General features: G+C 65.4%; 25 protein-coding genes. 14 read left to right on the top strand and 11 right to left on the bottom strand.

Annotation, left to right across the window (positions count from 1 at the left end):
- Positions 1 to 105 precede the first annotated feature (105 nt).
- The 5 genes from AGI3411_RS22530 to AGI3411_RS30445 all read left to right on the top strand — a co-directional run bounded on the left by AGI3411_RS22530 (position 106) and on the right by AGI3411_RS30445 (position 3,466).
- A complete protein-coding gene (locus AGI3411_RS22530; protein ID WP_244240431.1) occupies positions 106 to 987 on the top strand; it encodes an AraC family transcriptional regulator in 882 nt (293 codons plus the stop codon).
- A 187-nt stretch (positions 988 to 1,174) separates the two neighbouring features.
- Positions 1,175 to 1,762: a TetR/AcrR family transcriptional regulator gene (locus AGI3411_RS22525; RefSeq protein ID WP_129529556.1), complete on the top strand. Its 588-nt coding sequence runs from the start codon at positions 1,175 to 1,177 to the stop codon at positions 1,760 to 1,762.
- Between the two features lie 170 nt (positions 1,763 to 1,932).
- Complete coding sequence (locus AGI3411_RS22520; protein ID WP_129529555.1) at positions 1,933 to 2,442, top strand: hypothetical protein; 510 nt, start codon at positions 1,933 to 1,935, stop codon at positions 2,440 to 2,442.
- 67 nt (positions 2,443 to 2,509) lie between these two features.
- On the top strand, positions 2,510 to 3,103 hold the full coding sequence (locus AGI3411_RS22515; RefSeq protein WP_129529554.1) for a hypothetical protein: 594 nt from the start codon (positions 2,510 to 2,512) through the stop codon (positions 3,101 to 3,103).
- Positions 3,104 to 3,217: 114 nt separating this feature from the next.
- On the top strand, positions 3,218 to 3,466 hold the full coding sequence (locus AGI3411_RS30445) for a hypothetical protein (protein ID WP_129529553.1): 249 nt from the start codon (positions 3,218 to 3,220) through the stop codon (positions 3,464 to 3,466).
- Positions 3,467 to 3,518: 52 nt separating this feature from the next.
- Here the strand turns inward: AGI3411_RS30445 and AGI3411_RS22505 are convergent, their stop codons facing one another.
- Together AGI3411_RS22505 and AGI3411_RS22500 are read right to left on the bottom strand one after the other, a co-directional pair.
- Positions 3,519 to 4,691, bottom strand: coding sequence for an NADH:flavin oxidoreductase (locus tag AGI3411_RS22505; protein WP_129529552.1), 1,173 nt, complete (start codon positions 4,689 to 4,691; stop codon positions 3,519 to 3,521).
- A 1-nt stretch (position 4,692) separates the two neighbouring features.
- On the bottom strand, positions 4,693 to 5,088 hold the full coding sequence (locus AGI3411_RS22500; protein ID WP_129529551.1) for a RidA family protein: 396 nt from the start codon (positions 5,086 to 5,088) through the stop codon (positions 4,693 to 4,695).
- Positions 5,089 to 5,238: 150 nt separating this feature from the next.
- On the opposite strand from AGI3411_RS22500, the gene AGI3411_RS22495 reads away from it, so the two are divergent.
- The 5 genes from AGI3411_RS22495 to AGI3411_RS22475 all read left to right on the top strand — a co-directional run bounded on the left by AGI3411_RS22495 (position 5,239) and on the right by AGI3411_RS22475 (position 8,692).
- Positions 5,239 to 6,126, top strand: a complete 888-nt coding sequence (locus tag AGI3411_RS22495; RefSeq protein WP_129529550.1) for a LysR substrate-binding domain-containing protein — start codon at positions 5,239 to 5,241, stop codon at positions 6,124 to 6,126.
- 240 nt (positions 6,127 to 6,366) lie between these two features.
- Positions 6,367 to 6,798: a DUF4440 domain-containing protein gene (locus AGI3411_RS22490; RefSeq protein ID WP_129529549.1), complete on the top strand. Its 432-nt coding sequence runs from the start codon at positions 6,367 to 6,369 to the stop codon at positions 6,796 to 6,798.
- A gap of 140 nt (positions 6,799 to 6,938) precedes the next feature.
- On the top strand, positions 6,939 to 7,676 hold the full coding sequence (locus tag AGI3411_RS22485) for an SDR family oxidoreductase (protein ID WP_129529548.1): 738 nt from the start codon (positions 6,939 to 6,941) through the stop codon (positions 7,674 to 7,676).
- Positions 7,677 to 7,748: 72 nt separating this feature from the next.
- A complete protein-coding gene (locus AGI3411_RS22480) occupies positions 7,749 to 8,066 on the top strand; it encodes a DMT family transporter (RefSeq protein ID WP_165359244.1) in 318 nt (105 codons plus the stop codon).
- 86 nt (positions 8,067 to 8,152) lie between these two features.
- The gene (locus AGI3411_RS22475) at positions 8,153 to 8,692 is read left to right on the top strand and encodes a TetR/AcrR family transcriptional regulator (protein ID WP_165359243.1); all 540 of its coding nucleotides are present in this window, start codon (positions 8,153 to 8,155) and stop codon (positions 8,690 to 8,692) included.
- A gap of 4 nt (positions 8,693 to 8,696) precedes the next feature.
- Here the strand turns inward: AGI3411_RS22475 and AGI3411_RS22470 are convergent, their stop codons facing one another.
- Together AGI3411_RS22470 and AGI3411_RS22465 are read right to left on the bottom strand one after the other, a co-directional pair.
- A complete protein-coding gene (locus AGI3411_RS22470) occupies positions 8,697 to 8,930 on the bottom strand; it encodes a DUF2798 domain-containing protein (RefSeq protein ID WP_341867920.1) in 234 nt (77 codons plus the stop codon).
- Between the two features lie 19 nt (positions 8,931 to 8,949).
- Complete coding sequence (locus AGI3411_RS22465) at positions 8,950 to 9,852, bottom strand: NmrA/HSCARG family protein (RefSeq protein ID WP_129529544.1); 903 nt, start codon at positions 9,850 to 9,852, stop codon at positions 8,950 to 8,952.
- Between the two features lie 107 nt (positions 9,853 to 9,959).
- On the opposite strand from AGI3411_RS22465, the gene AGI3411_RS22460 reads away from it, so the two are divergent.
- The gene (locus tag AGI3411_RS22460) at positions 9,960 to 10,853 is read left to right on the top strand and encodes a LysR family transcriptional regulator (RefSeq protein WP_129529543.1); all 894 of its coding nucleotides are present in this window, start codon (positions 9,960 to 9,962) and stop codon (positions 10,851 to 10,853) included.
- A gap of 121 nt (positions 10,854 to 10,974) precedes the next feature.
- Here AGI3411_RS22460 and AGI3411_RS22455 read toward each other — a convergent pair whose 3' ends face one another.
- Positions 10,975 to 11,820 (bottom strand): DUF4189 domain-containing protein, encoded by an 846-nt coding sequence (locus AGI3411_RS22455; RefSeq protein WP_244240426.1) that lies wholly within the window; start codon positions 11,818 to 11,820, stop codon positions 10,975 to 10,977.
- Between the two features lie 394 nt (positions 11,821 to 12,214).
- Here AGI3411_RS22455 and AGI3411_RS22450 point away from each other — a divergent pair, with 394 nt between their 5' ends.
- The gene (locus AGI3411_RS22450) at positions 12,215 to 12,781 is read left to right on the top strand and encodes a hypothetical protein (RefSeq protein ID WP_129529541.1); all 567 of its coding nucleotides are present in this window, start codon (positions 12,215 to 12,217) and stop codon (positions 12,779 to 12,781) included.
- Positions 12,782 to 12,882: 101 nt separating this feature from the next.
- Here AGI3411_RS22450 and AGI3411_RS22445 read toward each other — a convergent pair whose 3' ends face one another.
- A complete protein-coding gene (locus AGI3411_RS22445; protein WP_129529540.1) occupies positions 12,883 to 13,437 on the bottom strand; it encodes a cytochrome b in 555 nt (184 codons plus the stop codon).
- Positions 13,434 to 14,537 (bottom strand): catalase family peroxidase, encoded by a 1,104-nt coding sequence (locus tag AGI3411_RS22440; RefSeq protein ID WP_129529539.1) that lies wholly within the window; start codon positions 14,535 to 14,537, stop codon positions 13,434 to 13,436. The genes AGI3411_RS22445 and AGI3411_RS22440 overlap by 4 nt, the downstream gene beginning before the upstream one ends.
- A gap of 211 nt (positions 14,538 to 14,748) precedes the next feature.
- On the opposite strand from AGI3411_RS22440, the gene AGI3411_RS22435 reads away from it, so the two are divergent.
- Positions 14,749 to 15,264, top strand: coding sequence for a sigma-70 family RNA polymerase sigma factor (locus tag AGI3411_RS22435; protein ID WP_208748161.1), 516 nt, complete (start codon positions 14,749 to 14,751; stop codon positions 15,262 to 15,264).
- A complete protein-coding gene (locus AGI3411_RS22430; RefSeq protein ID WP_129529537.1) occupies positions 15,261 to 16,010 on the top strand; it encodes an anti-sigma factor family protein in 750 nt (249 codons plus the stop codon). Before AGI3411_RS22435 ends, AGI3411_RS22430 begins: the two co-directional genes overlap by 4 nt.
- A 31-nt stretch (positions 16,011 to 16,041) precedes the next feature.
- Here the strand turns inward: AGI3411_RS22430 and fes are convergent, their stop codons facing one another.
- Genes fes through AGI3411_RS22410 form a run of 4 tightly spaced genes read right to left on the bottom strand, consistent with a single transcriptional unit; the run spans position 16,042 to position 19,933 of the window.
- On the bottom strand, positions 16,042 to 17,664 hold the full coding sequence (gene fes, locus AGI3411_RS22425; protein ID WP_244240425.1) for an enterochelin esterase: 1,623 nt from the start codon (positions 17,662 to 17,664) through the stop codon (positions 16,042 to 16,044).
- A 59-nt stretch (positions 17,665 to 17,723) separates the two neighbouring features.
- Positions 17,724 to 19,352 (bottom strand): PepSY-associated TM helix domain-containing protein, encoded by a 1,629-nt coding sequence (locus AGI3411_RS22420; protein ID WP_129529536.1) that lies wholly within the window; start codon positions 19,350 to 19,352, stop codon positions 17,724 to 17,726.
- A 16-nt stretch (positions 19,353 to 19,368) separates the two neighbouring features.
- On the bottom strand, positions 19,369 to 19,659 hold the full coding sequence (locus AGI3411_RS22415; RefSeq protein ID WP_129529535.1) for a hypothetical protein: 291 nt from the start codon (positions 19,657 to 19,659) through the stop codon (positions 19,369 to 19,371).
- Positions 19,646 to 19,933: a hypothetical protein gene (locus AGI3411_RS22410; protein ID WP_129529534.1), complete on the bottom strand. Its 288-nt coding sequence runs from the start codon at positions 19,931 to 19,933 to the stop codon at positions 19,646 to 19,648. The genes AGI3411_RS22415 and AGI3411_RS22410 overlap by 14 nt, the downstream gene beginning before the upstream one ends.
- Positions 19,934 to 19,964: the final 31 nt, after the last annotated feature.

Below are 19,964 nucleotides of genomic sequence, written 5' to 3'. Positions count from 1 at the left end.
CCTAAAGCTATGAACGCCAAGACTATTCTTAAGCAATATCCAGCTGCCCCCTCGTCCGCCGACGCGCGGGCGCACACGATCGGGCTGTTGTGCGCACTGGCGCCCATGGAGGGCTACAACCTGACGGCGCTGCCAAGCGTGCGTATCCTGCGCTCCGACCGGGCAATGTCTCGCACGCCCGTGTTGTATGACCCCGGCATCGTCATCGTCTGCCAGGGCTGCAAACGGGGATATTTCGGCGGGCGGCTGTATCAATACGACGAAGGTCACTATCTTGCCGTTTCGGTGCCGGTGCCCTTCAGCATGGAAACCGACGCGACGCGGGAACGGCCGCTGCTTGCGCTTTATCTGCACCTTGATTTTTCAATGGCGGCCGAGCTGGCCGCGCAGATCGACGGCGAAGGCATGGCCGACCGCGCGGATGCCCCTCAGAGCATGATGTCCACGCCTATGGACGCGGGGATGCAAACCTCGGTGCTGCGCTTTCTGGAAGCGATGTCCCGGCCGCTGGAGGCAGCCGTGCTTGGGCAGGGACTGTTGCGCGAACTGTATTTCCGCGTGCTTACCGGGGCGCAAGGCGGAGCCATGCGGGAGGCGCTGGCAATGAGGGGGCAGTTCGGTCGGATTGGCAGGTCGCTGCGGCATATTCATGCCGCGTATGCCGAGCCGCTCGACGTGGCGCGGCTTGCCGAGGTGGCAGGGATGAGCGTCCCGAGCTTTCACAGTCATTTCAAGGCAATTACCCACGCGTCGCCGATGCAGTACGTGAAATCGACGCGGCTGCATCAGGCGAGGCTGCTGATGGTGCGCCAGGACATGACGGCCGAGGCGGCCAGCCACGCCGCGGGGTACACGAGCGCCTCGCAATTCAACCGGGAGTTCAAGCGGCTTTTCGGCCTGACGCCGGCGGCGGAGACGAAACGCATGCGAGAGAGCTTCGCCATTCCCGCGCCATTTCCGGGCGCAACCTATGTGTCCTCGCACTGAGGCCGCTGCAAGCTTTGATCTTCGCGGCTGCCGTTGACGCTGGCCTGAGCGCCGGCGACGGGCGGCCGCGCCTTGACATTGTACCGACCAACTAGTAGATTGGCTTCTGGCGACCGCACTGAAGAAACTTCCTGCCGCTTGCGTTGGCCGTGCGCCTCGCCTTTTCCGTGAACGAGAGTGGATTCCTATGAGTTTGGAGCTTTCCCCCAGGGCAATCGAGATCGTCGAGCAGACCCGGCAACTGCTTGCCGCCGGGGGCTATCACGGGTTCAGCTATGCCGATGTGTCCGAACGGGTCCATATCGGCAAGCCCAGCATCCATCATCATTTCCCGACCAAGGCGGACCTGGTCCTTACTGTGGTCGCGCAGCATCGCCAGCAGGCCCGGGAGGGGTTGGCGGCGCTCGATCAGCACGTCCAGGACCCGCAGGGGCGGTTGACGGCCTACGCGGATTACTGGGCCAAGTGCATACGCGAGGGCACGATGCCCATGTGTATTTGCGCGATGCTGGCGGCGGAATTGCCCATGATTCCCCCGGCGATCGCGGACGAGGTGCGTGCCTATTTCGGCGAACTGACGGCCTGGATCGCATCGGTACTCGAAAGCGGGGCCGCCAAGGGGCAATTCCATCTGCGCGATAGCGTCCAGGTGGAAGCGCAGGCTTTCATGTCGACCATCCATGGCGCGATGCTGACCGCGCGGGCGCTCGGCGATCCCAACGTATTCGCATCGATTTCGCGCGCGGCTATCGGCCAGTTGGCGGTTCCGGGCTAAGCACGACGAGAAGCGCGCCAAGCGGTGCGCTCTTTTTTTTCACCACAAATCGACCAACTAGTTGGTTTGTTATAGAGCAGACTCCGGGCTTATCCGCCGTACCTGCCCGATCAACCCGCGCCGCGTCCAGTCCCGTGACCCGCGCAGACGCTTTCAAGGAGCCATCGTCCATGCCGCATCCTATTTCTACCTTGGGGGCAGCGCACACCCTCATCAGCCTCGTGCCCGCCACCGTGGGCCTGTACAGCTTTGCACGGTATCGCGGGATCGACAGCGCAACGCGCGCCGGCAAGATCTATCTGGGCGGGCTGCTGCTGGCCGTGCTTACCTCGTTCGGCCTATCCAGCTCCGGGGGCATCAATGCCGGGCATGTGCTGGGCATTCTGGCGTTGCTCTCGGTATCGGGCGCGCTGCTCGCCGCGCGGCTGCCGTGGCTATCGCGGGCGCGGCCCTATCTGTCCCAGCTTGGGTTCTCGTTCAGTTTTTTCCTGATGTGGGTGCCCGGGATCGCGGAAACGCTGACGCGGCTGCCCGTCACCCATCCGCTGGCCGACGGTCCGCAATCCCCCTTGGTGCGCGGCGCGCTGGCGGCGTGGTTTGCGTTTTTCGTGGTGGGCTCCATGGCGCAGCTGCTCTGGCTCCGTTCACGGCGGCGCAGCCTGAAAGGCCCGGTCGGCTGATTGCAGCCATCCTGCCAGCCACAGCCGAGATGCCGCGTGATTGCTAACGCCCAGCCAAGGAGCTGCCATGTCTTCCATTGAGGTCGGCCAGATCGACGATATCCGAGACTGCTACCGCGCCGAGCCCGTACGCGCACAGACGCGCGCCGATCGTGTGGCGCGCCCGCAGGTGCCGCCGTTCGCGCTGATTCCGGCGGCTGCGCACCAGCCGCCCGCGGCAACGGCGGCGCCGACTGCAAGGGCGGTCCGTGCCAGGCAGAACGGGCCTGGCGATTCCGTCAACCCGCTGCGCGATCAGTACGCGGCGCATTGCCTGAAGAACGCCATCCAGGCCTTCCACGACCAGCAAGCCAGGCTCGACGCGCTTGCCGCGGCGGCCGATCGGGCCCAGCAGGACGAACTGGCCGCGCTGCAGGCTCGCGCCGAAGCGGCCAATGACCTGGGCACGATCCAAGGCCTGCTGCCCTTGCAAACCTATCGCTTTGCAGTGGGGATTGCGCTGATCCTGCCGCAGCACGCGGCCCCCGCGGCAGGCGCCGCGCACGCCGTGGTGAGCCCCGTTGCGCCGGCCGCGACGCCGCGCGGCGCCACCGACGACGCATTCGGCTCCGATCCCGCCGCCCGCGCCCGCGCCCGCAACCCGCGAGATGCCGCTGCGTAATGCGTTGCGTCGGGGGCGGGGCCGACGGCGGCCCCGCATTGCGAGTAAGGTACGGGGTAGAGGCCTTGATTGCCCGGCACTTCGGCCCGTGCCGCCAGCAGGAACCAGAACATCATGAAGACCCTTCGTTCAGCACTGCGGCCAGTTCTTGTCGCGGCTGCGTGCGCGTCGATTGCCGCCTGCGCGGACAGTCCGCCCCGGCAAACCGATATGGACTATCGGAGCCGGCCATCGTCCTCGACGCAGGGGGCAAGCACCCCGGGTGCTTCGGATCGGCGTTTGACCATACAGTCCGGCGAGGGGGAAAGACTGAATCTGCCCTGGTTCATCCGGGATACCCAGGACTGGGTCAACAGCAACTGACCTGGTCCTGGATTCGGCGATACGCCACGCTTCAAACGCGTCGGCAGCAGCCTCAAGACAGGCCGCCCGGCCGCTGCCCACGCCGTTCCTCGCGATGGCGCGCCGCATTGGCAAGGTCCGCGATCGGCGCCAGCAACCCTCGATCGAATGTCTCGAGCAGCTCGCCCGCACGCAGTCTTGCGGGCCAGTCGGGATGCGTGAGCGCGCCGCGGCCGAGCGAAACGAAGTCCGCCTCGTCTCTTGCCAACACGCCGTCGGCTTGCATCGCATCATGCAGCGAGCCGTTGGCCAACACCGGAACCGGCACGTGCCTCCGCGCCAGCGCCGCAAGGCTGGGGCCCTGTTCGCCAAAGGCGGGGCGCCACGCCTCGAACTCGGTCGTGTGAAGGTAATCGATGGGCAGCGCGCCCAGCGTGCGGAAGATCTGCGCCGCATCCGCCTCGCCGCCCGCCCATTTGTGCGTGAAGTCATTGACCTTGCCTTGCGAACTGCGCACACCGACAGTGAAGCCCGCTGTGGTGGAGCGGCGGACGGCTTGAATGACGTCCACGGTCAAGCGCAGGCGATTGTCCAGGCTGCCGCCGTAGCGGTCCTCGCGCAGGTTGGTATGGGTCGTGAGGAACTGATCCAGCAGGTATCCGTTGGCGCCGTGCACTTCGACGCCGTCGAACCCGGCCTGCTGGGCCCTGCGTGCCGCTTGCGCGAAGCCGTCGATCGCTTCGGCGATGTCCTCGTCCGACATCGCCTCGGGCATCCGGTACGGCCCGTCGCCCCGATAGAACGTCATTTGCTGCCCCTTTGGCAATACGGCCGAGGGGCCTTTCGAGGGGATGCGATGGGGGTTCCCCTGCGACAGCGCGCCCGCATGCATGAGTTGCGCCACAATGCGGCCGCCGTGCGCATGCACACGATCCACTACGCTGCGCCAGGCGTCGCGCTGTGCGTCATCGGCCAGGCCCGGCTGGAAGAGGTAGCCCTGCGCATGGGCCTTGTCCGTATAGATGCCTTCGGTGATCACCAGGCCGAAGCCGCCTGCCGCGAAGGCTTCGTAGTAGCCGGCCATCTGCGGTGTGGCAAGGCCCTCCGCCGTGGCGCTGACCCGGGTCATCGGCGCCACGGCAAGGCGGTTGGGCAGGTTCAGCCTGCTTCCCAGCCGTAGCGGCGCGAACAGCCTGGCGTGCGCGGTGTGCGCATCGCTTGCGGGACGATCGATGAGCGTGCCCATGTCAGCGATCCTCTTCCTGGCGCACGGCCGCGATCGCCTCGATCTCGATCATGGCGGCGGGGTCGTAAAGCGCCTTGATCTCCGCGATCGTGTCGGCCGGGTAGGGGGCCGAAAAGAAGCGCCGACGCAGCGCCACCACGTCCTCGAAATGCCCCATATCGGTGACGAAGATGGTGACCTTGATCACGTCCTTCAGGCTGGAACCGCCGGCTTCCAGCGCGCGCTGCAAATTCAGGAAAGCCTGCTCGCCTTGGGCGCGGAAGCCGCCGGCGACGATCTTTCCGTCGTCGCCGGCGCCGGCCTGGCCGGAGATGAACAGCAAATCGCCGAACCGGATGCCCTGCGAGAGCAGAAAGGGGGCGTAGTTGTCGGGCTGGGTGATGACACGTTGCAGCATGGTGCGAATTCCTTCACTTATGGTTGGTCGGAGGACCTGCGGGATAGACGCTGATCCGTGCCTCTAATGTAGGGATGCACGGCCCTTGTGACAAAGGTTCATTTGTCAGCTATAAGAAGAGATAAATTCATCTATAGGCAAATGCCGATCATGCAACGCCGATTCCTTCCTCTCTCCGCGCTGCGCGCATTCGAAGCCGCCGCGCGCCTGGGCAGCTTCAAGGCCGCGGCCAAGGAACTGGCCGTCACACCGACCGCCGTCAGTCACCAGATTCGCGCGCTGGAGGCGCAGACAGGGCTGGTGCTGTTCGATCGCCACGTGCGCAAGGTGTCGCTCACCGATGGCGGCGCGCAGCTCTATCCGGTATTGCGCGATGGGTTCGATGCGTTCGAGGCGACGCTGGCGCGGTTGACGCATCAGCGGACGCGGATTCAAGTGACCATCTCGGCCACCAATGCATTCACTGTGAAGTGGCTGGTGCCGCGCATGGCCGATTTCCGGAGCCGGCATCCCGGCATCGACCTGCAGTTGCAGGCCAGCGACGACCTCGTCGACCTGCGATCGACAGCGGTCGATATCGCGATTCGGTATGGCCGCGGGCCGTATCCCGGCCTGATCACCCAGCCCCTGTTCACCGACCGGTTCGCGCCCGTGGCCAATCCGCGGCTCGGCGTAAAAACGCCGGACGATCTGGCGCATGTGCCATTGATCCGTTTCGACTGGAAGCGGGCGCAGCCCGAGAACCCGACCTGGGAACGCTGGTTCACCCTCGCGCAGCGGTCCCAGCCGCGCCAGGCGAGCCAACTGCGCTTCTCCGATGAAGGGCATGCGATACAGGCGGCCGTCGCCGGCCATGGCGTGGCCCTGGTCAGCCTGGCGTTGATTGCCGACGAACTCGAAGCCGGCCACCTCGTGCAGCCCTTCGGGCCGGCGATCGACGGGCACACATATCACCTGGCTATGTATGCCGGCCGGCCAGCCTCGGCGTCCGTCGAAGCCGTGGCGCAATGGCTGCTCGCGCAGGCGGCGCTGCAATAGAGATGTCAGACTGCAACCTTGCCGCGATGCCGCTCTCGCGGCTGAAGGACCGGACCCTTCAACAATAGGCCAAGCAGGTACAGGATTCCCGTGTGGCGTGCCCAGGCCAGCTGTTGGGGCGTCGGTTGTGATAAGCGGCTCGGGAAAGCGGGCTGCCCGGTATAAGGAAAACGGGAATCAATGAATATTCTTGTGCCGCTAAACTGACTGTGGGCCACGTTCGATCAAAGGGGTGAATGGATGGAGACCGCCGTCAGAAAGCTATTCACGCGATACGAGCGCTTTTTCAACCGATCCCTCCATGGAGAGTCGGATCTGGCCGAGATCGCGTCGCTGTATGCCTCGGATTTCATCGCGGCCTCTCCCGCGGGCGTGATGGTCGGGCAGAACGACGAACGGCTCAAGCAGGTCATGGCGCAAGGCTACGCGTACTACCGGACGATAGGGACCAAGCAGATGCGGATCCGCGACGTTCGCATCTCTCCGATAGACGCGTTCCATTGTGTGGCCCATGTTGCCTGGACAGCGACCTACGTTCGCAAGGGCCAACCGGACACAACTATCGATTTCGATGTCCACTATCTGGTCCAGCAGCTGGGCGACGAGGCGAAGGTCTTCGGCTGGATCTCAGGCGATGAGCAGGCAGTCCTGAAGCAGCACGGCATCGTCTGACGGCAGCTGCACGGGCTCCAGGCGCCGACGCCCGATCGATAGGGGAGAGCCGCTCCAACCCATTCGATTAACGCGCCTTGACGCGCCATCCTCGTTCGCGTAGTCTTTTTGAACCGATCGGTATAAAAGGAGCTATCGACATGGAATTCCAAGGCAGGGTCGCCCTCGTCACAGGGGGTACGCGTGGCATCGGCGCCGCCATCGTCCGGCGGCTTGCGCAACGAGGGGCCGACGTCGCCTTTACCTACGCCAGGTCGGATCAGAGGGCAAAAGACCTTGCCGATGAGCTTGGCGCAACCGGGGTCAGGGTCCTGGCCATCAAGGCGGATAGCCGCGATCTGGCCGCCGTCCGGGCGGCGGTGGCGCGGACGGCCAAGGAGTTGGGCAGGCTGGACATACTCGTCAACAGTGCCGGGGTATTCCCCGCGGGGCCGATCGAGGGCGCCACGCTCGAAGAGATCAACGACACGCTGGCGATCCACGCAGGGGCGGTCTTCGTGGCCTCGCAAGCCGCGCTTGCCCATATGGGTTCCGGCGGGCGCATCATCTCCATCGGCTCCTGCTTCGCCCAACGGGTGCCTTACGGCGGCGTGACGCTCTATGCGATGAGCAAATCCGCGCTTATCGGGTTCACCAAGGGGCTCGCGCGCGAGGTGGGCGCGCGCGGCATCACGGTCAATATCGTCGATCCGGGATCGACCGACACCGATATGAATCCTGCCGACGGCCCGGCGGTTGCCGCCGAATTGGAGCTCATGGCGGTCAAGCGCTATGCCCAGCCGGAGGAGATCGCAGCCGCCGTCGGTTATCTCGCGGGGGCCGAGAGCGGATTCATCACCGGCGCATCGCTCGCGATCGATGGCGGCTTCACGGCGTAGCGAGGCATCGAGCAAGCCGGCGCCGCCGGGCGGAATCGGTGCAATCTCAATCCGGAACCAGTGAGGATGCGGATGGCTTGGGTATTATTGGTGCTGGCCGGCGCGCTTGAAATCGTCTGGGCATTGGCGCTCAAGCAGGCAGACGGCTTGACGAAATTCTGGCCGAGCCTGATCGGCGTCAGTGTTGCCATGCTGAGCCTTGTTCTGCTCGCCTTGGCCCTGAAGCATCTGCCGGTGGGCACGGCTTATGCAATCTGGGTGGGTATCGGCGCCTTCGGCGTGGCGGTTTTTGGAACGCTGGTGCTGGGCGAGCACATGTCGCCAGCCAAGCTGGTGTTCCTGGGGCTGATCGGGGTCGGGGTAGCGGGTCTGCGGATGATTGAATCGTGAGTGCTGGTAGCAAACCAAAGCCGGGCCCTGTTGCGAAAATCGGGCGCCCTCGGGAATTCGATAGAGACACGGCGTTGCTGGCGGCCATGCGCACCTTCTGGGCGCAGGGCTATGAGGGCACGTCGATCCAGGATCTTGTCGACGCCATGGGCGTCAACAAGCCAAGCCTCTATGCGACCTTCGGTTGCAAAGAGGAGATTTTTCGGGAGGCGGTCGACCTTTATGACCGCGTCGAGGGGCGAGCGACGTCACAGAGCCTCGGCGTAGCCAGCACGGCCCGCGAGGCCGTCGAAACCATGCTGCGGTCCAATGCGCGCGCCTATGTCGTCGACGAGGGGCCGCGCGGTTGCATGATCGTGTTGTCGTCCTTGCTCGGCGCGCCCGAAAATGAGAGCGTGCGCGCGTTTCTCGCCGACAACCGGTCGGACGGCGAAACGACGCTGAGGAACCGCCTTGCACAAGGTATCGCAGAAGGCGACCTTCCGGCTTTCGCAGACGTCGACCAGCTTGCCGCCTTCTACACCACCGTTCTCGAGGGGCTCTCCATCCAGGCCCGAGACGGCGCCTCAGCGGCAAAGCTCAACATGATCATCGATGCCGCAATGCTTGCTTGGCCGGCGGGTTGACGGCCTAGGGCTGGACGACCATCCAGGCGACGATCCGGCGCACGACGGGCAGCAGGAGCAAGAGGCTGGGAAACGCGACGATCCAGGAAGCGCCCCAGGCGTTCGGCCAGCTGATGACGAAATCGGGGCCCAGGCCGACGCTCGTGGCCGTCGCGACCGCCGAAACGATGGCCGACATGAAAATCGAAAGCACCAGCGGCATCAGGAAGCGGGTATAGCCCTGCGGAAGTTTCCTCAAGATCGGTTTTGGCGGGTTTTCAGGCATTTCGATGTTCCCTGCGGTTGGGCGCCGACTTTTCGGCGATCAGGTCTTTGATGTAGTCGCGGAGCGAGCGCGGTTCCCGGCCGAGCGCGGCCCTTAGCGCAAGACTGTTGCCGCCAAGCCCGTACGCCCGATAGTGGTCGAGGACTTTGGACAGCAGTCGCAGCTGGTCGTCGCCATAGGGAAGGCGCGCAGTCGCTGCCCATTCCCCGAAACCAGGCTCGCGGGCCGCGATCGGCGATCCCAGTTCCTCCGACAAGGCCGCCACGATGTCCATGCGGCTGAACATGCCGGCGCACAATTCCAGGGTGGCGAAGGCCAGCTTGTCTTGCGTTAATGCGATGGCGGCGGTCTCGGCAACATCCCGGTAGTCCACGCGAGCGACCCTGGTGTGCTTCGGGAAGGGTTCGCCGAAGCAGGAATGGTCGCGGATCGACGGCCAGGCCAGACCGATGTTCTGCATGAAGTTGGCAGGGTGCAGGATCGTGTATTCCAGCCGGGACGAGTACAGGGCGTCCTCTACCGGAATTTTGCTGGCGTGATTCGCCAGGCGTACGTTCGTCGGCTGGATGACCGACGAGAAGACGAATTTCCTGACGCCGCTGCGCTGTGCCGCGTCGACGAGCGCGACGCCCATTGCCGCTTCGTCGGCAGCGAACGCGGGGCCGATATGAAAGACGCCGTCCACGCCCCGCGTCGCCGCGGCAAGGCTGTCGATATCGCGGAGGTCCCCGATGGTGGCCTCTGCCGCGCCCAGCGCGCGGGCGGCGGCAGCGCGTGCCTCGTCACGCACCAGCGCCCGCACCGCAACCTTGCGTCGCCGTAGTTCAGGAACCACCAGGCCGGCGAATTTGCCGGTGGCCCCGACGACCAGAACGATGGATTGAGTGCCGCTCACTGGCTGCTCCTTGGTTGAGATGTGGGAATGAAGGCAGTGTAAATTCTCACGATTGATGGAACAATATTCGCCAGAATTGAAACTAAATCACGATATTCGAGATAAAAATGAGCCGCCTCGAAGACCTTGAAGCCTTCATTCATATTGCCGAGGAGGGGAGCCTGACGAAGGCGGCCCGGCGGCTCAATCGTTCGCTGCAGGCCGTCAGCCGTTCGCTTGCGGCGCTGGAAGAGGATGTGGGCGTGCAGCTTGTCCACCGCACGACGCGGCATTCCGCGCTCAGCGAAGCGGGCGAAACCTTCTTTCGGCGGGTGAAGCCGGCGGTGGCGGAAATCGGCGAGGCCCGGCTGGAGGTCGCCGATCGCCGGACGGCGCCGTCGGGCACCTTGCGCGTGGGCGCCCCGATACTGTTCGGCCCCGACTTCCTGGTGCCGATCATCGCGGAATATATGAGCGCGTATCCGCAGGTCGAGGTCGATCTGCAACTGTCGGATTCCTTTGCCGACCTGTCCGGCGACGGCCTCGATCTGGTGGTGCGCATCGGCGACCTGCCGGATTCCGGTTTGCAGGGGAAACGGCTGGGAACGCTGCGCAGGGTCGTTTTCGGCGCGCGCTCCTATTTCGAGCGGCATGGCCGTCCCGCGCACCCTTCGGCGTTGCGCCAGCACGCCTGCATCGTCAGGACCGTCGATCAGCGTCCGGGGCAATGGGCCTTTCAGATTGCCGGAAAGCGGCGCATGGTGGGGGTTCGCGGCACGTTCCGAACCAATACGATGGCGGCGATCTATTGCGCCGTCAGCGCCGGGCTCGGTATCGGTTATTCGCCGCTGTGGCAGATCAGGCACCTCCTGGATGCCGGGCAGGTGGAAACCATACTCGAGGATTTCGAGTCCGAGCCGGTGCCCATTCACGTACTCTGGCAGGAGAATCGGCTGCCGCCCGCCAAGGTGCGCGCTTTCGTCGATTATCTGGCGACGCGGCTGAAACTCGACCGTCTCTAGTCCCTGCGTCGGCCGCTAGCCGAAAAGCGCAGCCGGGCGCCGCTTGGAAACGACACTGCACGAAAACGGCAGGCTGGCGCCCTGTTCAATCCGCGCGCCGCAGAGCGCCGGTAAAAGGCGTTCAGTTGGGTTTTTCGTCTTCGCCCTTGTAGCCGCTGATATAGGCGCGGCCCGAGCAACGCACCATGGCCACGCAGGTCTGGCCGCCGCTCTTGGCGTCGCAGGTGGCGCGCGCTTCGTTGCGCGCGGTCACGGGATCGGGGTTGAGCGCCGTGAAGCCGGTGCCGCGGCCCTTGCTGCCTTTGGCCCAGGCCATGCCTGCGCAGCTATCGGTATAGGTGAGGACCGTGCGGCAGCCCTTGCAATCTTCCCATCCGAGCAACGCGTCGACGGCTTCCTTCTCTGTCGGATAACCGTCGGCGTAGGTAAGGTCGCCCGACTCCTTCTCGGCAATGGAGCCCCAGTAGCCGCGCGAATCCAGTTTGGCGGACAGCGCTTCGAGCTGGGCGGGCGTAGCGGTGTCGGGCGCTTTCAGGTCCGCTTCGCTATAGCCGGGGCCGACGCATAGCGGCATGGCGGCAAGCCTGCATTTGCCATCGGCGCTGTCGTTGGTGCAGGTGCGGATGGCTTTCTTGGCCGCGACCTCGGACGATACGCTGGCGCCCCAGAACAAGTCATCGCGGGAGTTGCGCGAGAATGCCACGCAGCTGTCGGAGAATGCGGTGACGTCCTTGCATCCCTTGCCGCCGGCTTTTTTGCATTTTGCCAGTGCCGCCTGCTGCGCTTCCTTGGTCGAGGTTTCGGGCATAACCCAATAAAGCTGTTTGTGGGCTTCGTCGGTGGCCACCGCGCCGTATAGCGTGTCGGCGTGAACGGCCGGTGAGGCCAGCAGGCCAAGGGCGAGCGCACCTGCGGCGGCGAGTGCGGCGCCAGTGGTACGGAACAAATCAAGCAGTCGCGCAGGCATCATGGTTGTGCAGTATCCAGTGGGTATGTCGCAGCGTTCTGATAATCGAAGCCGGCCTCGCAAGACCTCATCGTTGCATTGCGGGGGGCTTGGGCCGCGCGGATGTTAGCACGTTACAGTTTGTGTTCTATCCCCGTCCGCCATCGCGTTTTTGAGTATTAAGTAACGAATTCCGCAGGCATCGGAAAGCAATACGCCACTTTTTTTTCCGGTAACATGGCGCACCCCAGGCGCCTGCCCGTGCGGCCAGGCGTTATACGGGCATCGGCTTGTCATTGCTCAGTCAATATAGTGGTTCGTCACTAAAAGAAACTGAATAATAATAAATCTTGCGGTTGCCGGATTATTTTCCGCGCACCAGATATCAGACATTTGAGGGAGCAGGTAGCGCATCATGAAGACATCGCGACGTCGTTCGGCCTGGCGGTTAACGCAAGCCTTGCCGGTGTTGCTGACGGCGGCCGCCCTGACGGGCTGCGCGCCGATGCCCACGGGCGGCAGTTCGACGCTGCCGTCGTTCAGCAATATTTTCTCGTCGGGGCTGTCGTTGTCGCCCAGCGTGAACGTCGCCAAGAACATGAAGGGCCGTTCGGTGGCCGATGCGATTACGGCGCTGGGCGAGCCTTCGAAGAAGCGCGGGGTGGGCAATACGATGGAGCTGGTATGGTCTGATTATCAGACCGCGCCCTATACCGAATGGGTTTCGACCGGCTCCTCGCAGCAGGTGGTGGGCATGATTCCGGCCACCTCGACCAGCGCCGCCACGCCCGTGTTCCAGCAAACCAATCATGGCTATTACGGTAACCGCGTGAAGGTGTATGAATGCAGCGTGATCATGCGGATGCAGAACAGCATCATTATCGACAGCGCGGTAGACGGCAACGTATGCCCTGAATTCATCGCCGCGCTGCGTAAATGGGCGGGCGAACGCGAAGCCAATAATTACCGCAAATCGCAATAATCGGTTTCCGCCCCGCAGTCGGTCGCTCCATTTCCTCCGGAGCGAAGAAAACCGGCAGGCCAAAAGCCTGCCGGACTCGGTTTCGATCGCGGAGGATCCCCTCAGCGGCCGCGCGTCATCGATTCCAGCACGCCGTCGCGCCGTATCCATCCATGGAACAACGCCGCGGCAAGGTGCAGCAGTACCGTGGCAAACAGCAGAAAAGCCAGATAGCGGTGCGCCGCGCGCAGCCAGGCGAACAAGGCGGCATTGGCGGGCGCAATGGGCGGCAATTGCCAGCTGCCCACCGTAACCGGATAACCGCCGGCGGATACCATGGCCCAGCCGATCAGCGGCATCGCGAACATCAGCGCATACAACAAGATGTGCGAGGCCAGCGCTGCGCTGCGCTGCCAGGCCGGCATGTCGGCGGGCAAGGCGGGAGTTCCCTTATACAGCCGCGTGCCCAGGCGTATGCAGACCAGCACCAGCAGCGCGGCGCCCAACGGTTTATGGATCTGCAGCAGCCATTGATGCCGCTCGGAAACCGAGGCGACCATGCCCACGCCGATAAACAGCATCGCGATAATGCCGATCGCCATCATCCAGTGCAGCAAGCGTGCCAGCAGGTTGAATTTGGCCGGAGACGGATAAATTGGATAGGTCGGCAAACTCATTGCGCGCGCTCCGGTTGGGTCGAATGGGAGGAAACCTTGGCCCCCTGGGGAGGCCCTTCGCCGGTGCGGCGTTCATAAGACGTGGCATAGGCGGCCGAACGAGCCGGCAATAGCGGATCGTCGGAAATGGCAATGCCGCCGGGCAATACGGTCGGGTCGTAATTCACGTCGCGGCAGGGGCCTTCGTCTTGCGAGACGCTGCGCGTGATCACGACGGTGCCCGCGTCGACGGTGGGGCGGTCCGCCGGCCATTGCCTGGTCGCATCGTTGGTCGCGTCGCCTGCCTCCCCCAGCGTTACCAGCAGGCGCCAGCGCAAGGGGCCTTGCGCCAGGCGCTGCTGCAGGTCGGCCTGTAAATAGTCGGCATCATGCTGCGGCTGGGCCGCGGGGGCGGCCGGGACGTCCAACGGCGCCAGGCGCCAGCGCACGGGCTGCTGCTTGCCTTGCGCATCGACAAAATAAAAGGCGTTCAGGCCGTAATAGCTTTCGGTGGCGTAGCTGGCCGATGGCTTGGCGGTCTTGGCCCATGCCCGGAATGCCGCCGTTTCGGGGTGCGCCGCGAAAAAGGCCTGCATGCGCTGCGGATCGGGCTTGCCCGTCTTGGGATCGGGGCGGCCGGCAAGTTGCTGGTCGTAGAACGCCCGCGGCGTGTTCAGCGGGAACACCGGCATGCTGTTCATGCCGGTGCGCCACTGTTCGCCATTGGGGGACGTGAACTGCAATGCAAAACTGCGGATGGGAACGCTGGAGTCCGGCGCAAAAGGATTGCCGCCGGGCAAGGCCAGCCGGCCCACCACCGGTGTATTGCCGGCCGCGAAAACAGCTGCCGTGGACAGGGCATGCGCCGCGCCGTTGCTTTCGAAATGGCCGACGACACAGACGCCTTTGGCGTGGTTGCGGCGAAAGCCCGCATGGACGCCGCTGTTGGCTTCCAGGGCGTCCACCACCCGGGCCGGGGTCAGGCGCTGCGGGTCCAGCCAGCCGCCCACGTACGCAAAGGCGGCGCCCGAGAACAGCACGATGGCGCCGATCGCGCCCAGCCGCAGGCAGGTTTGCCGGGCGTCTAGCGGCCGGGCTTCGCGTTTAGGTCCTTGTTGCATGAGACTCCTTGCCCATAGGGCGCTGAATACCCCTGTAAGACGGAGGGCAAAAGAATTTATTCCGCCAGGGAATAAACCCGCCCGGGCGGCGTCTTACCGTATTGGCCTGTAAGCTTGTGGCGCCACGGGCGCTGGCCTGGACAGGAACCCCGACATGATTCGACCGGTACGCTTGCCTACACACGGCCCGGTATCCATCGACGATGACGCCATACCGGCGGACGAGTTGTCCGACGCCTTGCTGCGTCAGCTATTGCCGCGCCTGCGGCGGTTTGCGCTGCGCCTGACGCGCGATCCGGTTTCCGCCGACGATCTGGTGCAATCCACTCTGGAAAGAGCTTTGACGCGCTGGTCCAGCCGCCGCCCGCAGGGCGATGTGCGGGCCTGGCTCTTCACGATCCTGTACCGGCAGTTTCTCGATTCCCAACGCCGGACGCGGCGTTACGCGCGATTGCTCGACTGGTTCACCGGGGCCGACGCGGCCGCGCCCTCGGCCGAGCGCGAGGCGATCGCGCGGTCTTCGCTGGATGTTTTCGAACGCCTGCCCGAGGCCCAGCGCACCTTGCTGTGGCTGGTTTGCGTGGAAGGCCTGAGCTACAAGGCCGTGGCCGATCTGTTCGAGGTTCCGCTGGGCACCGTGATGTCGCGCCTGTCGCGCGCGCGCAGCGCCTTGCGCGAACTGCATGAGGGCCAGGCCGGCGAGGCCCATCTGAGGATACTGAAATGAACAAGCCATCTATCGACGATCTGGCCCGCAACGCGTTTGTGGACGGGCAGCTCGACCCGGTGCAGCAGCAAGCGATGCAGGCGTACCTGCATGCGCATCCGGAGCAGGCAAAGGAGCTGTCCGCCTGGCAGCGCGATGCGCAGCGGCTGCGCGCGATGGCCGGCCAGGACAGCCTGCCGCCCAATCCCGAACTGGATCCCGTTGTGGTGCGTGCGCGGTTGCGCAGCCGCGCGCGGCGCCGCCTGGCGATGGCTGCCAGCCTGGCCGTGGCGGTCGCGATTGGGGGCGTTACGGGCTGGAGTGCACGCGATATGGCCGCGGCCAACCGGGTTCTGCCCATGCAGGATGCGATGCAGGCCTACCGCATGTTCGCTTCGGCGGACGCGCCGCGGCCGGATGTGCGCGCCGATGCCGGCGACCTGCAAGGCTGGCTGGACGACTATTTCTCCAGCGCCCAGCGCCTGCCCGACTTGAGCGCCAGCGGCTTCCAGCCCGTTGCCGGGCGCCTGCTGGCCACCGACCAGGGGCCGGCCGCCATCGTGATCTACGAAAATGCCGGGCAGCGCGCCACGTTCTACATCCGCCCGCCCGGACCGGGCAATCAGTTCCTGGCGCAGGGCAGCCGGCGCGATGGCGATCTGCTGGCCCGCTATTGGTCAGGGCAGGGGTACAACTATGCGCTGGTCACTTCGGGGGACGACGCATCCGGCCCGTCCTTGTCGTCCCCCAATGCGGTGCGCAGCTAGGAAGCGCCCGCGGGATGCGGGGGCGATTCGCTCACCGGCCGGCGGCTGGCAGGGAAGGCGACTTTCCGGCCTGTTTGCCCGTCCCGATCAGCGCCAGCAGCCCATCGGACAAGGTGCCGCGCCAGACCAGGTAGTCGTGGCCGCCCGCAACTTCGCGGTGCGTGACCCAGTAGCCCTTGGCGCGCAGCACATCCCGGAGATGGCGGTTGGTTTCAAGAATGCCCGGTTGGCCGCCGCGCCCCGATTCGAACAGGCCGGCCCCGAGGAAGAAGCGCACGGGCAGTTTGCGCACGGCCACGAACTGCCGCGTCAGCCACTGGTCTTCTTCGCCGGCGGGCGCCCACCAATATGAGCCCGATTGGCTGAGCACGTTGCCGAATACGTCCGGATGGCGCAGGGCAGCGTAGGCCGACGCCAGGCCGCCGTAGCTGGAGCCCCCGATTACGGTGCGCGCCGCCGGCGCCGCGATGCCTTGCTTGCGCGCCCACGGCATGAGTTCCCGCGCCAGGAAGTCGGCAAACACCGGATTGGGCGGCAATTCCTGGCTGCGGGAGTCCGCTGTGGGATTGTCGATGAGCAAGGCTGCGGTCGGGGGAATGACGCCCGCGGCGATCATGTTGTCGAGGATGGCCGGCGTTGGCACCCGGCCCAGGTAGGCGCCGGCGTCGAACAGCACCAGCACGTGGTTGTCCGCGGCGCCAGGACGCCAGCCCGCCGGACGGTACAGGTGAATCTTGCGCGTGTTGCCCAGGAGATCGCTGCGCAATTCGCGCGCTTCCACCGTTCCCGCCGGCACCTCCGCGCGCGCTTGCACCCAGGGTTGCGCCGGGGCCTCCGCCAGCTCCAGCACGGAATAGGTCTGGAACGCGTCGATGCCCCGCTCGGGGTAGGCCTTGGCGTTGTAGGGGTCGGCTTGCGCCGTGGCCAGGATCGCGCGGCGACGCGCCATGCCGGATCCGGGCAGTTCCGGCACATCGGGCGCCAGGCGGTACGACAGCCGCGCGGACCGGGGCACGACGAAGCTGGCATACCAGACGTCGGAGCCGCCCAGCCGCGCCAGTTGCGCATGGTCCGAGGACGGCCCGCCAAACAGGCGCACATTGCGTTCGGCGCCGCGCCACAGGAACGTGACGCGGTCGCGCGCGGCGTCCACCGGCTCGATCAGCGGGGCGCCTTCCCGGGCCACCTCGTCCCAGAAGGACGCCGTGGTGCCGCCTTGCGCCAGCGTTGCCGCCAGGGCGGCCAGGCGAGGGCTGTCGATCGCCGTGGCGGGCGCGTGCTGCGCCGACAGCGGCACGCGTTCGGTTACCGCCCACTGGTACGCGCCCTGTCCCTGGGCCCGCAGCGTGAAGATACCGTCCGCCGGCGCCACCAGCATCAGCGCGCCGGCCGGTTTCTCGCGATCGCTCAGCCGCCGCACGTGGCGGCCGGCGGCATCCAGCAGATCCAGCGTTACGCCGCTATCGGCGGCCCAGGTTCCCGCCAGGAATTCGCCCTTTTGCAAAGCGAGCCGTTCGTCGGAATGAGCCTGCGGCGTGACCGTGCCCTGCCTGGATTGCGCCGCCGCCATGGCTGGCGCCATGCCGGCCAACGCGACGGCCAAGGCCGCCGCCGAAATACGTGCCCGCCACGCCAGGCCTTTCTGTTTATGCATAGTCATCCGTTTCATTACCCGCTGTGTTCAAGAAAAAGAGATCCCGGTTGCCGGGCCGGCTATTCGGTGCGAGGCGCCAGCGGTGTCGGCGCCCACGCGCTGTCGAGATCGCCCCGCGCGATCCGGCGGGCGCTCGCTTTCGCCATCCAGGCAAATCCCAGGGCTGACACCAGCGCCGTGGCATCCACGGCGAGGGTCGCGGCAGAGGAGTGCGCCCAAAGGCCCGAGGCGGGAAACAGGCCGCCCAGCAGGGATGTCGCCGGAATCGCCAGGGTCAACGCGGCGGCGGTCCACAGCAGATGCACGCCCGCCGCCGCGCCGCCGCGCAGGAAGGCCCACGCGATGGATGCGAAGAAGGCCACGTAATACAGCCCTTGAAGCCAGGTATTCAAGTCGCCGACGCGGCCGTTCAGCCATTTGGACGCAACCATCATCAGTGAAATGCCGCAGATGCACCCCAGGCAGACGCCGACGGTGGCCGAGGCCATCAAGCGCGTGTCCAGCCGTTGCGCCGGAATCGCACCGGTCCGCCGGTCGGCGCGCTTGCGGCGGGTTTCGATCCAGAGCAGGTTGCCGCTATAGAACAGCCAGGCGCCCGCCAGCCCGAGGAGGAAGTACAGCCATTGCACCGCGACTCCGCCAAAGGACGCCATGTGCAGGGCGAAGAAGCTGCTGATCCAGAGATTGGGGGCGTTCTGCCCGCCCGGCAGGTAGTCGGTATTGAGCACCTTCCCCGAATATGGGTCGATCGCCACGAAGCCGCCCCGCGCCCGGGGCGACACCGCGCTGGCGTCCTTGCCCCACACGCGCACGATGGCGCGGGAGCTGGTGACCTGCTGGTATTGCAGCGTGTCGGGCTCGAAGCCGGGCGCCAGGCTGCGCACCTGCGCCACCAGTTGCCGGGGCGTCAGCAGGGCCGCAGGATCCCGGGCGCTTGCGAGGGCTTCGTTTGCGCCCGAGCGCTGGAAAACCGATGCCAGTTTTCCCTCGTACATCAGTTTGTCCTGCAGATCATAGATGCCATCGTGAAACGCGAACACGACCGAGCTGAGCGCCATGACGATATGGAAGGGCAGGGAAACGATCCCCACCACGTTATGGGCATCCAGCCACATGCGCTTCAGGTTCTTGCCGGTCCGCAAGGCGAAGAAATCCTTCACCAGCGACGGCAACAGCACAATGACCCCGGAGACCAGCGCGATGGCGTAGAGCGAAGCGACGACGCCCATGACCCACCGGTTGGGATCGCTGTCGACAGGCAGGCCCACCACGCGATGCAGCACGTCGATGAACGCCGCCAGCCCGCTGGGCGAGGACTGCTCCACTTGCAGGCCGCCGCCGGCCTCCAGGTGAGCGACGTAATGGCGCAACGATGATTCGTCATGATCGTCGGCCGGCCCGTCGCGGACCTCCCAGCCCAGGCGGGCCGGCACGTGCTCGGCATCCCGCAAATGGATGTTGAAACCCTTGGCCGCATCCGGCCGCGCGGCCAGGGTTCTGGCGATCAGGTCCGGCGTTTCCTCCAGCGGCACGTACGGGATCGTCGACTGCGGCGTGGCCCAGCGGACGATCGGCTCCTTGAAAATCGTCAGCGCGCCCGCGTAGAAGGCGATGAAGAGCGCCATGCCCGTCAGAATGCCCGTCCAGGTGTGGACGGATTTGTAGATGCGGATGAAGTCGGCCCTCATGTTGGCTGTCTCTCCTTCAAAGCGCGCCGGATAGGAACAAGGCGCCGTAGAGCAGCAGGCAGGCGCCGCCCAGCCAGAGCCAGGCGCGCATGCCGCTGGCGAAAAAATAGACGGTGCTCAAGACCCCCAGCCAGACGGGCGGCACCAGCCACATGACAAGCTGCGAGCGCGTCACCAGCGGGATGTCGGCGGTCAGGGCGGCAAGCACGGCGCTGGCTCCCATGGCGAGCGCGAAGCCCAGCAACGCGCCCGCCAGGCTCTTGGATATCCAGTCGCGCCGGATCGGGGCGGGCTTAGCGGCTTTCATGCGTATCGCTCCCGCGCGTTCCGGCAAGCGCGCCCAGGTATGGGATGAGGCTGAAGAACAGCATCAGGGCTGTACAGAACACGAATACCGCGGCGACGGCCGAGAAGGCGTGCAGGCAGCCCCACGCCCCGAGCGCCAGCAGGGCGGCACCGGCGGTGCGCGCGGGCCGCGCGGGCCAGGGTGCGGGCCGCCAGCGCTGGTTCGGCGAGGCGCGGTAAATGCAGAAGCAGCCCAGGAACATGGCGATCAGGCTGGCGGGGATTACGGCTTGCATAGTCATCCAAGTGTGGTGGACGCGGGATCGA

Source organism: Achromobacter agilis (assembly GCF_900496965.1).
Lineage (GTDB): Bacteria > Pseudomonadota > Gammaproteobacteria > Burkholderiales > Burkholderiaceae_B > Achromobacter > Achromobacter agilis.
The sequence above is the reverse complement of the archived record's forward strand: the minus strand, read 5'-3'. Positions and strand labels throughout refer to the sequence as shown.

Bases quoted from the DNA above. Each gene is read 5' to 3' on its own strand.
- fes (WP_244240425.1), bottom strand. From the start codon at position 17,664: ATGCATAAACAGAAAGGCCTGGCGTGGCGGGCACGTATTTCGGCGGCG.
- AGI3411_RS22455 (WP_244240426.1), bottom strand. From the start codon at position 11,820: ATGCCTGCGCGACTGCTTGATTTGTTCCGTACCACTGGCGCCGCACTC.
- AGI3411_RS22485 (WP_129529548.1), top strand. From the start codon at position 6,939: ATGGAATTCCAAGGCAGGGTCGCCCTCGTCACAGGGGGTACGCGTGGC.
- AGI3411_RS22410 (WP_129529534.1), bottom strand. From the start codon at position 19,933: ATGCAAGCCGTAATCCCCGCCAGCCTGATCGCCATGTTCCTGGGCTGC.
- AGI3411_RS22490 (WP_129529549.1), top strand. From the start codon at position 6,367: ATGGAGACCGCCGTCAGAAAGCTATTCACGCGATACGAGCGCTTTTTC.
- AGI3411_RS22430 (WP_129529537.1), top strand. From the start codon at position 15,261: ATGAACAAGCCATCTATCGACGATCTGGCCCGCAACGCGTTTGTGGAC.
- AGI3411_RS22440 (WP_129529539.1), bottom strand. From the start codon at position 14,537: ATGCAACAAGGACCTAAACGCGAAGCCCGGCCGCTAGACGCCCGGCAA.
- AGI3411_RS22525 (WP_129529556.1), top strand. From the start codon at position 1,175: ATGAGTTTGGAGCTTTCCCCCAGGGCAATCGAGATCGTCGAGCAGACC.
- AGI3411_RS22500 (WP_129529551.1), bottom strand. From the start codon at position 5,088: ATGCTGCAACGTGTCATCACCCAGCCCGACAACTACGCCCCCTTTCTG.
- AGI3411_RS22460 (WP_129529543.1), top strand. From the start codon at position 9,960: ATGAGCCGCCTCGAAGACCTTGAAGCCTTCATTCATATTGCCGAGGAG.
- AGI3411_RS22480 (WP_165359244.1), top strand. From the start codon at position 7,749: ATGGCTTGGGTATTATTGGTGCTGGCCGGCGCGCTTGAAATCGTCTGG.
- AGI3411_RS22475 (WP_165359243.1), top strand. From the start codon at position 8,153: ATGCGCACCTTCTGGGCGCAGGGCTATGAGGGCACGTCGATCCAGGAT.
- AGI3411_RS22530 (WP_244240431.1), top strand. From the start codon at position 106: ATGGAGGGCTACAACCTGACGGCGCTGCCAAGCGTGCGTATCCTGCGC.
- AGI3411_RS22445 (WP_129529540.1), bottom strand. From the start codon at position 13,437: ATGAGTTTGCCGACCTATCCAATTTATCCGTCTCCGGCCAAATTCAAC.
- AGI3411_RS22505 (WP_129529552.1), bottom strand. From the start codon at position 4,691: ATGGGCACGCTCATCGATCGTCCCGCAAGCGATGCGCACACCGCGCAC.
- AGI3411_RS22520 (WP_129529555.1), top strand. From the start codon at position 1,933: ATGCCGCATCCTATTTCTACCTTGGGGGCAGCGCACACCCTCATCAGC.
- AGI3411_RS22515 (WP_129529554.1), top strand. From the start codon at position 2,510: ATGTCTTCCATTGAGGTCGGCCAGATCGACGATATCCGAGACTGCTAC.
- AGI3411_RS22420 (WP_129529536.1), bottom strand. From the start codon at position 19,352: ATGAGGGCCGACTTCATCCGCATCTACAAATCCGTCCACACCTGGACG.
- AGI3411_RS30445 (WP_129529553.1), top strand. From the start codon at position 3,218: ATGAAGACCCTTCGTTCAGCACTGCGGCCAGTTCTTGTCGCGGCTGCG.
- AGI3411_RS22450 (WP_129529541.1), top strand. From the start codon at position 12,215: ATGAAGACATCGCGACGTCGTTCGGCCTGGCGGTTAACGCAAGCCTTG.
- AGI3411_RS22495 (WP_129529550.1), top strand. From the start codon at position 5,239: ATGCAACGCCGATTCCTTCCTCTCTCCGCGCTGCGCGCATTCGAAGCC.
- AGI3411_RS22415 (WP_129529535.1), bottom strand. From the start codon at position 19,659: ATGAAAGCCGCTAAGCCCGCCCCGATCCGGCGCGACTGGATATCCAAG.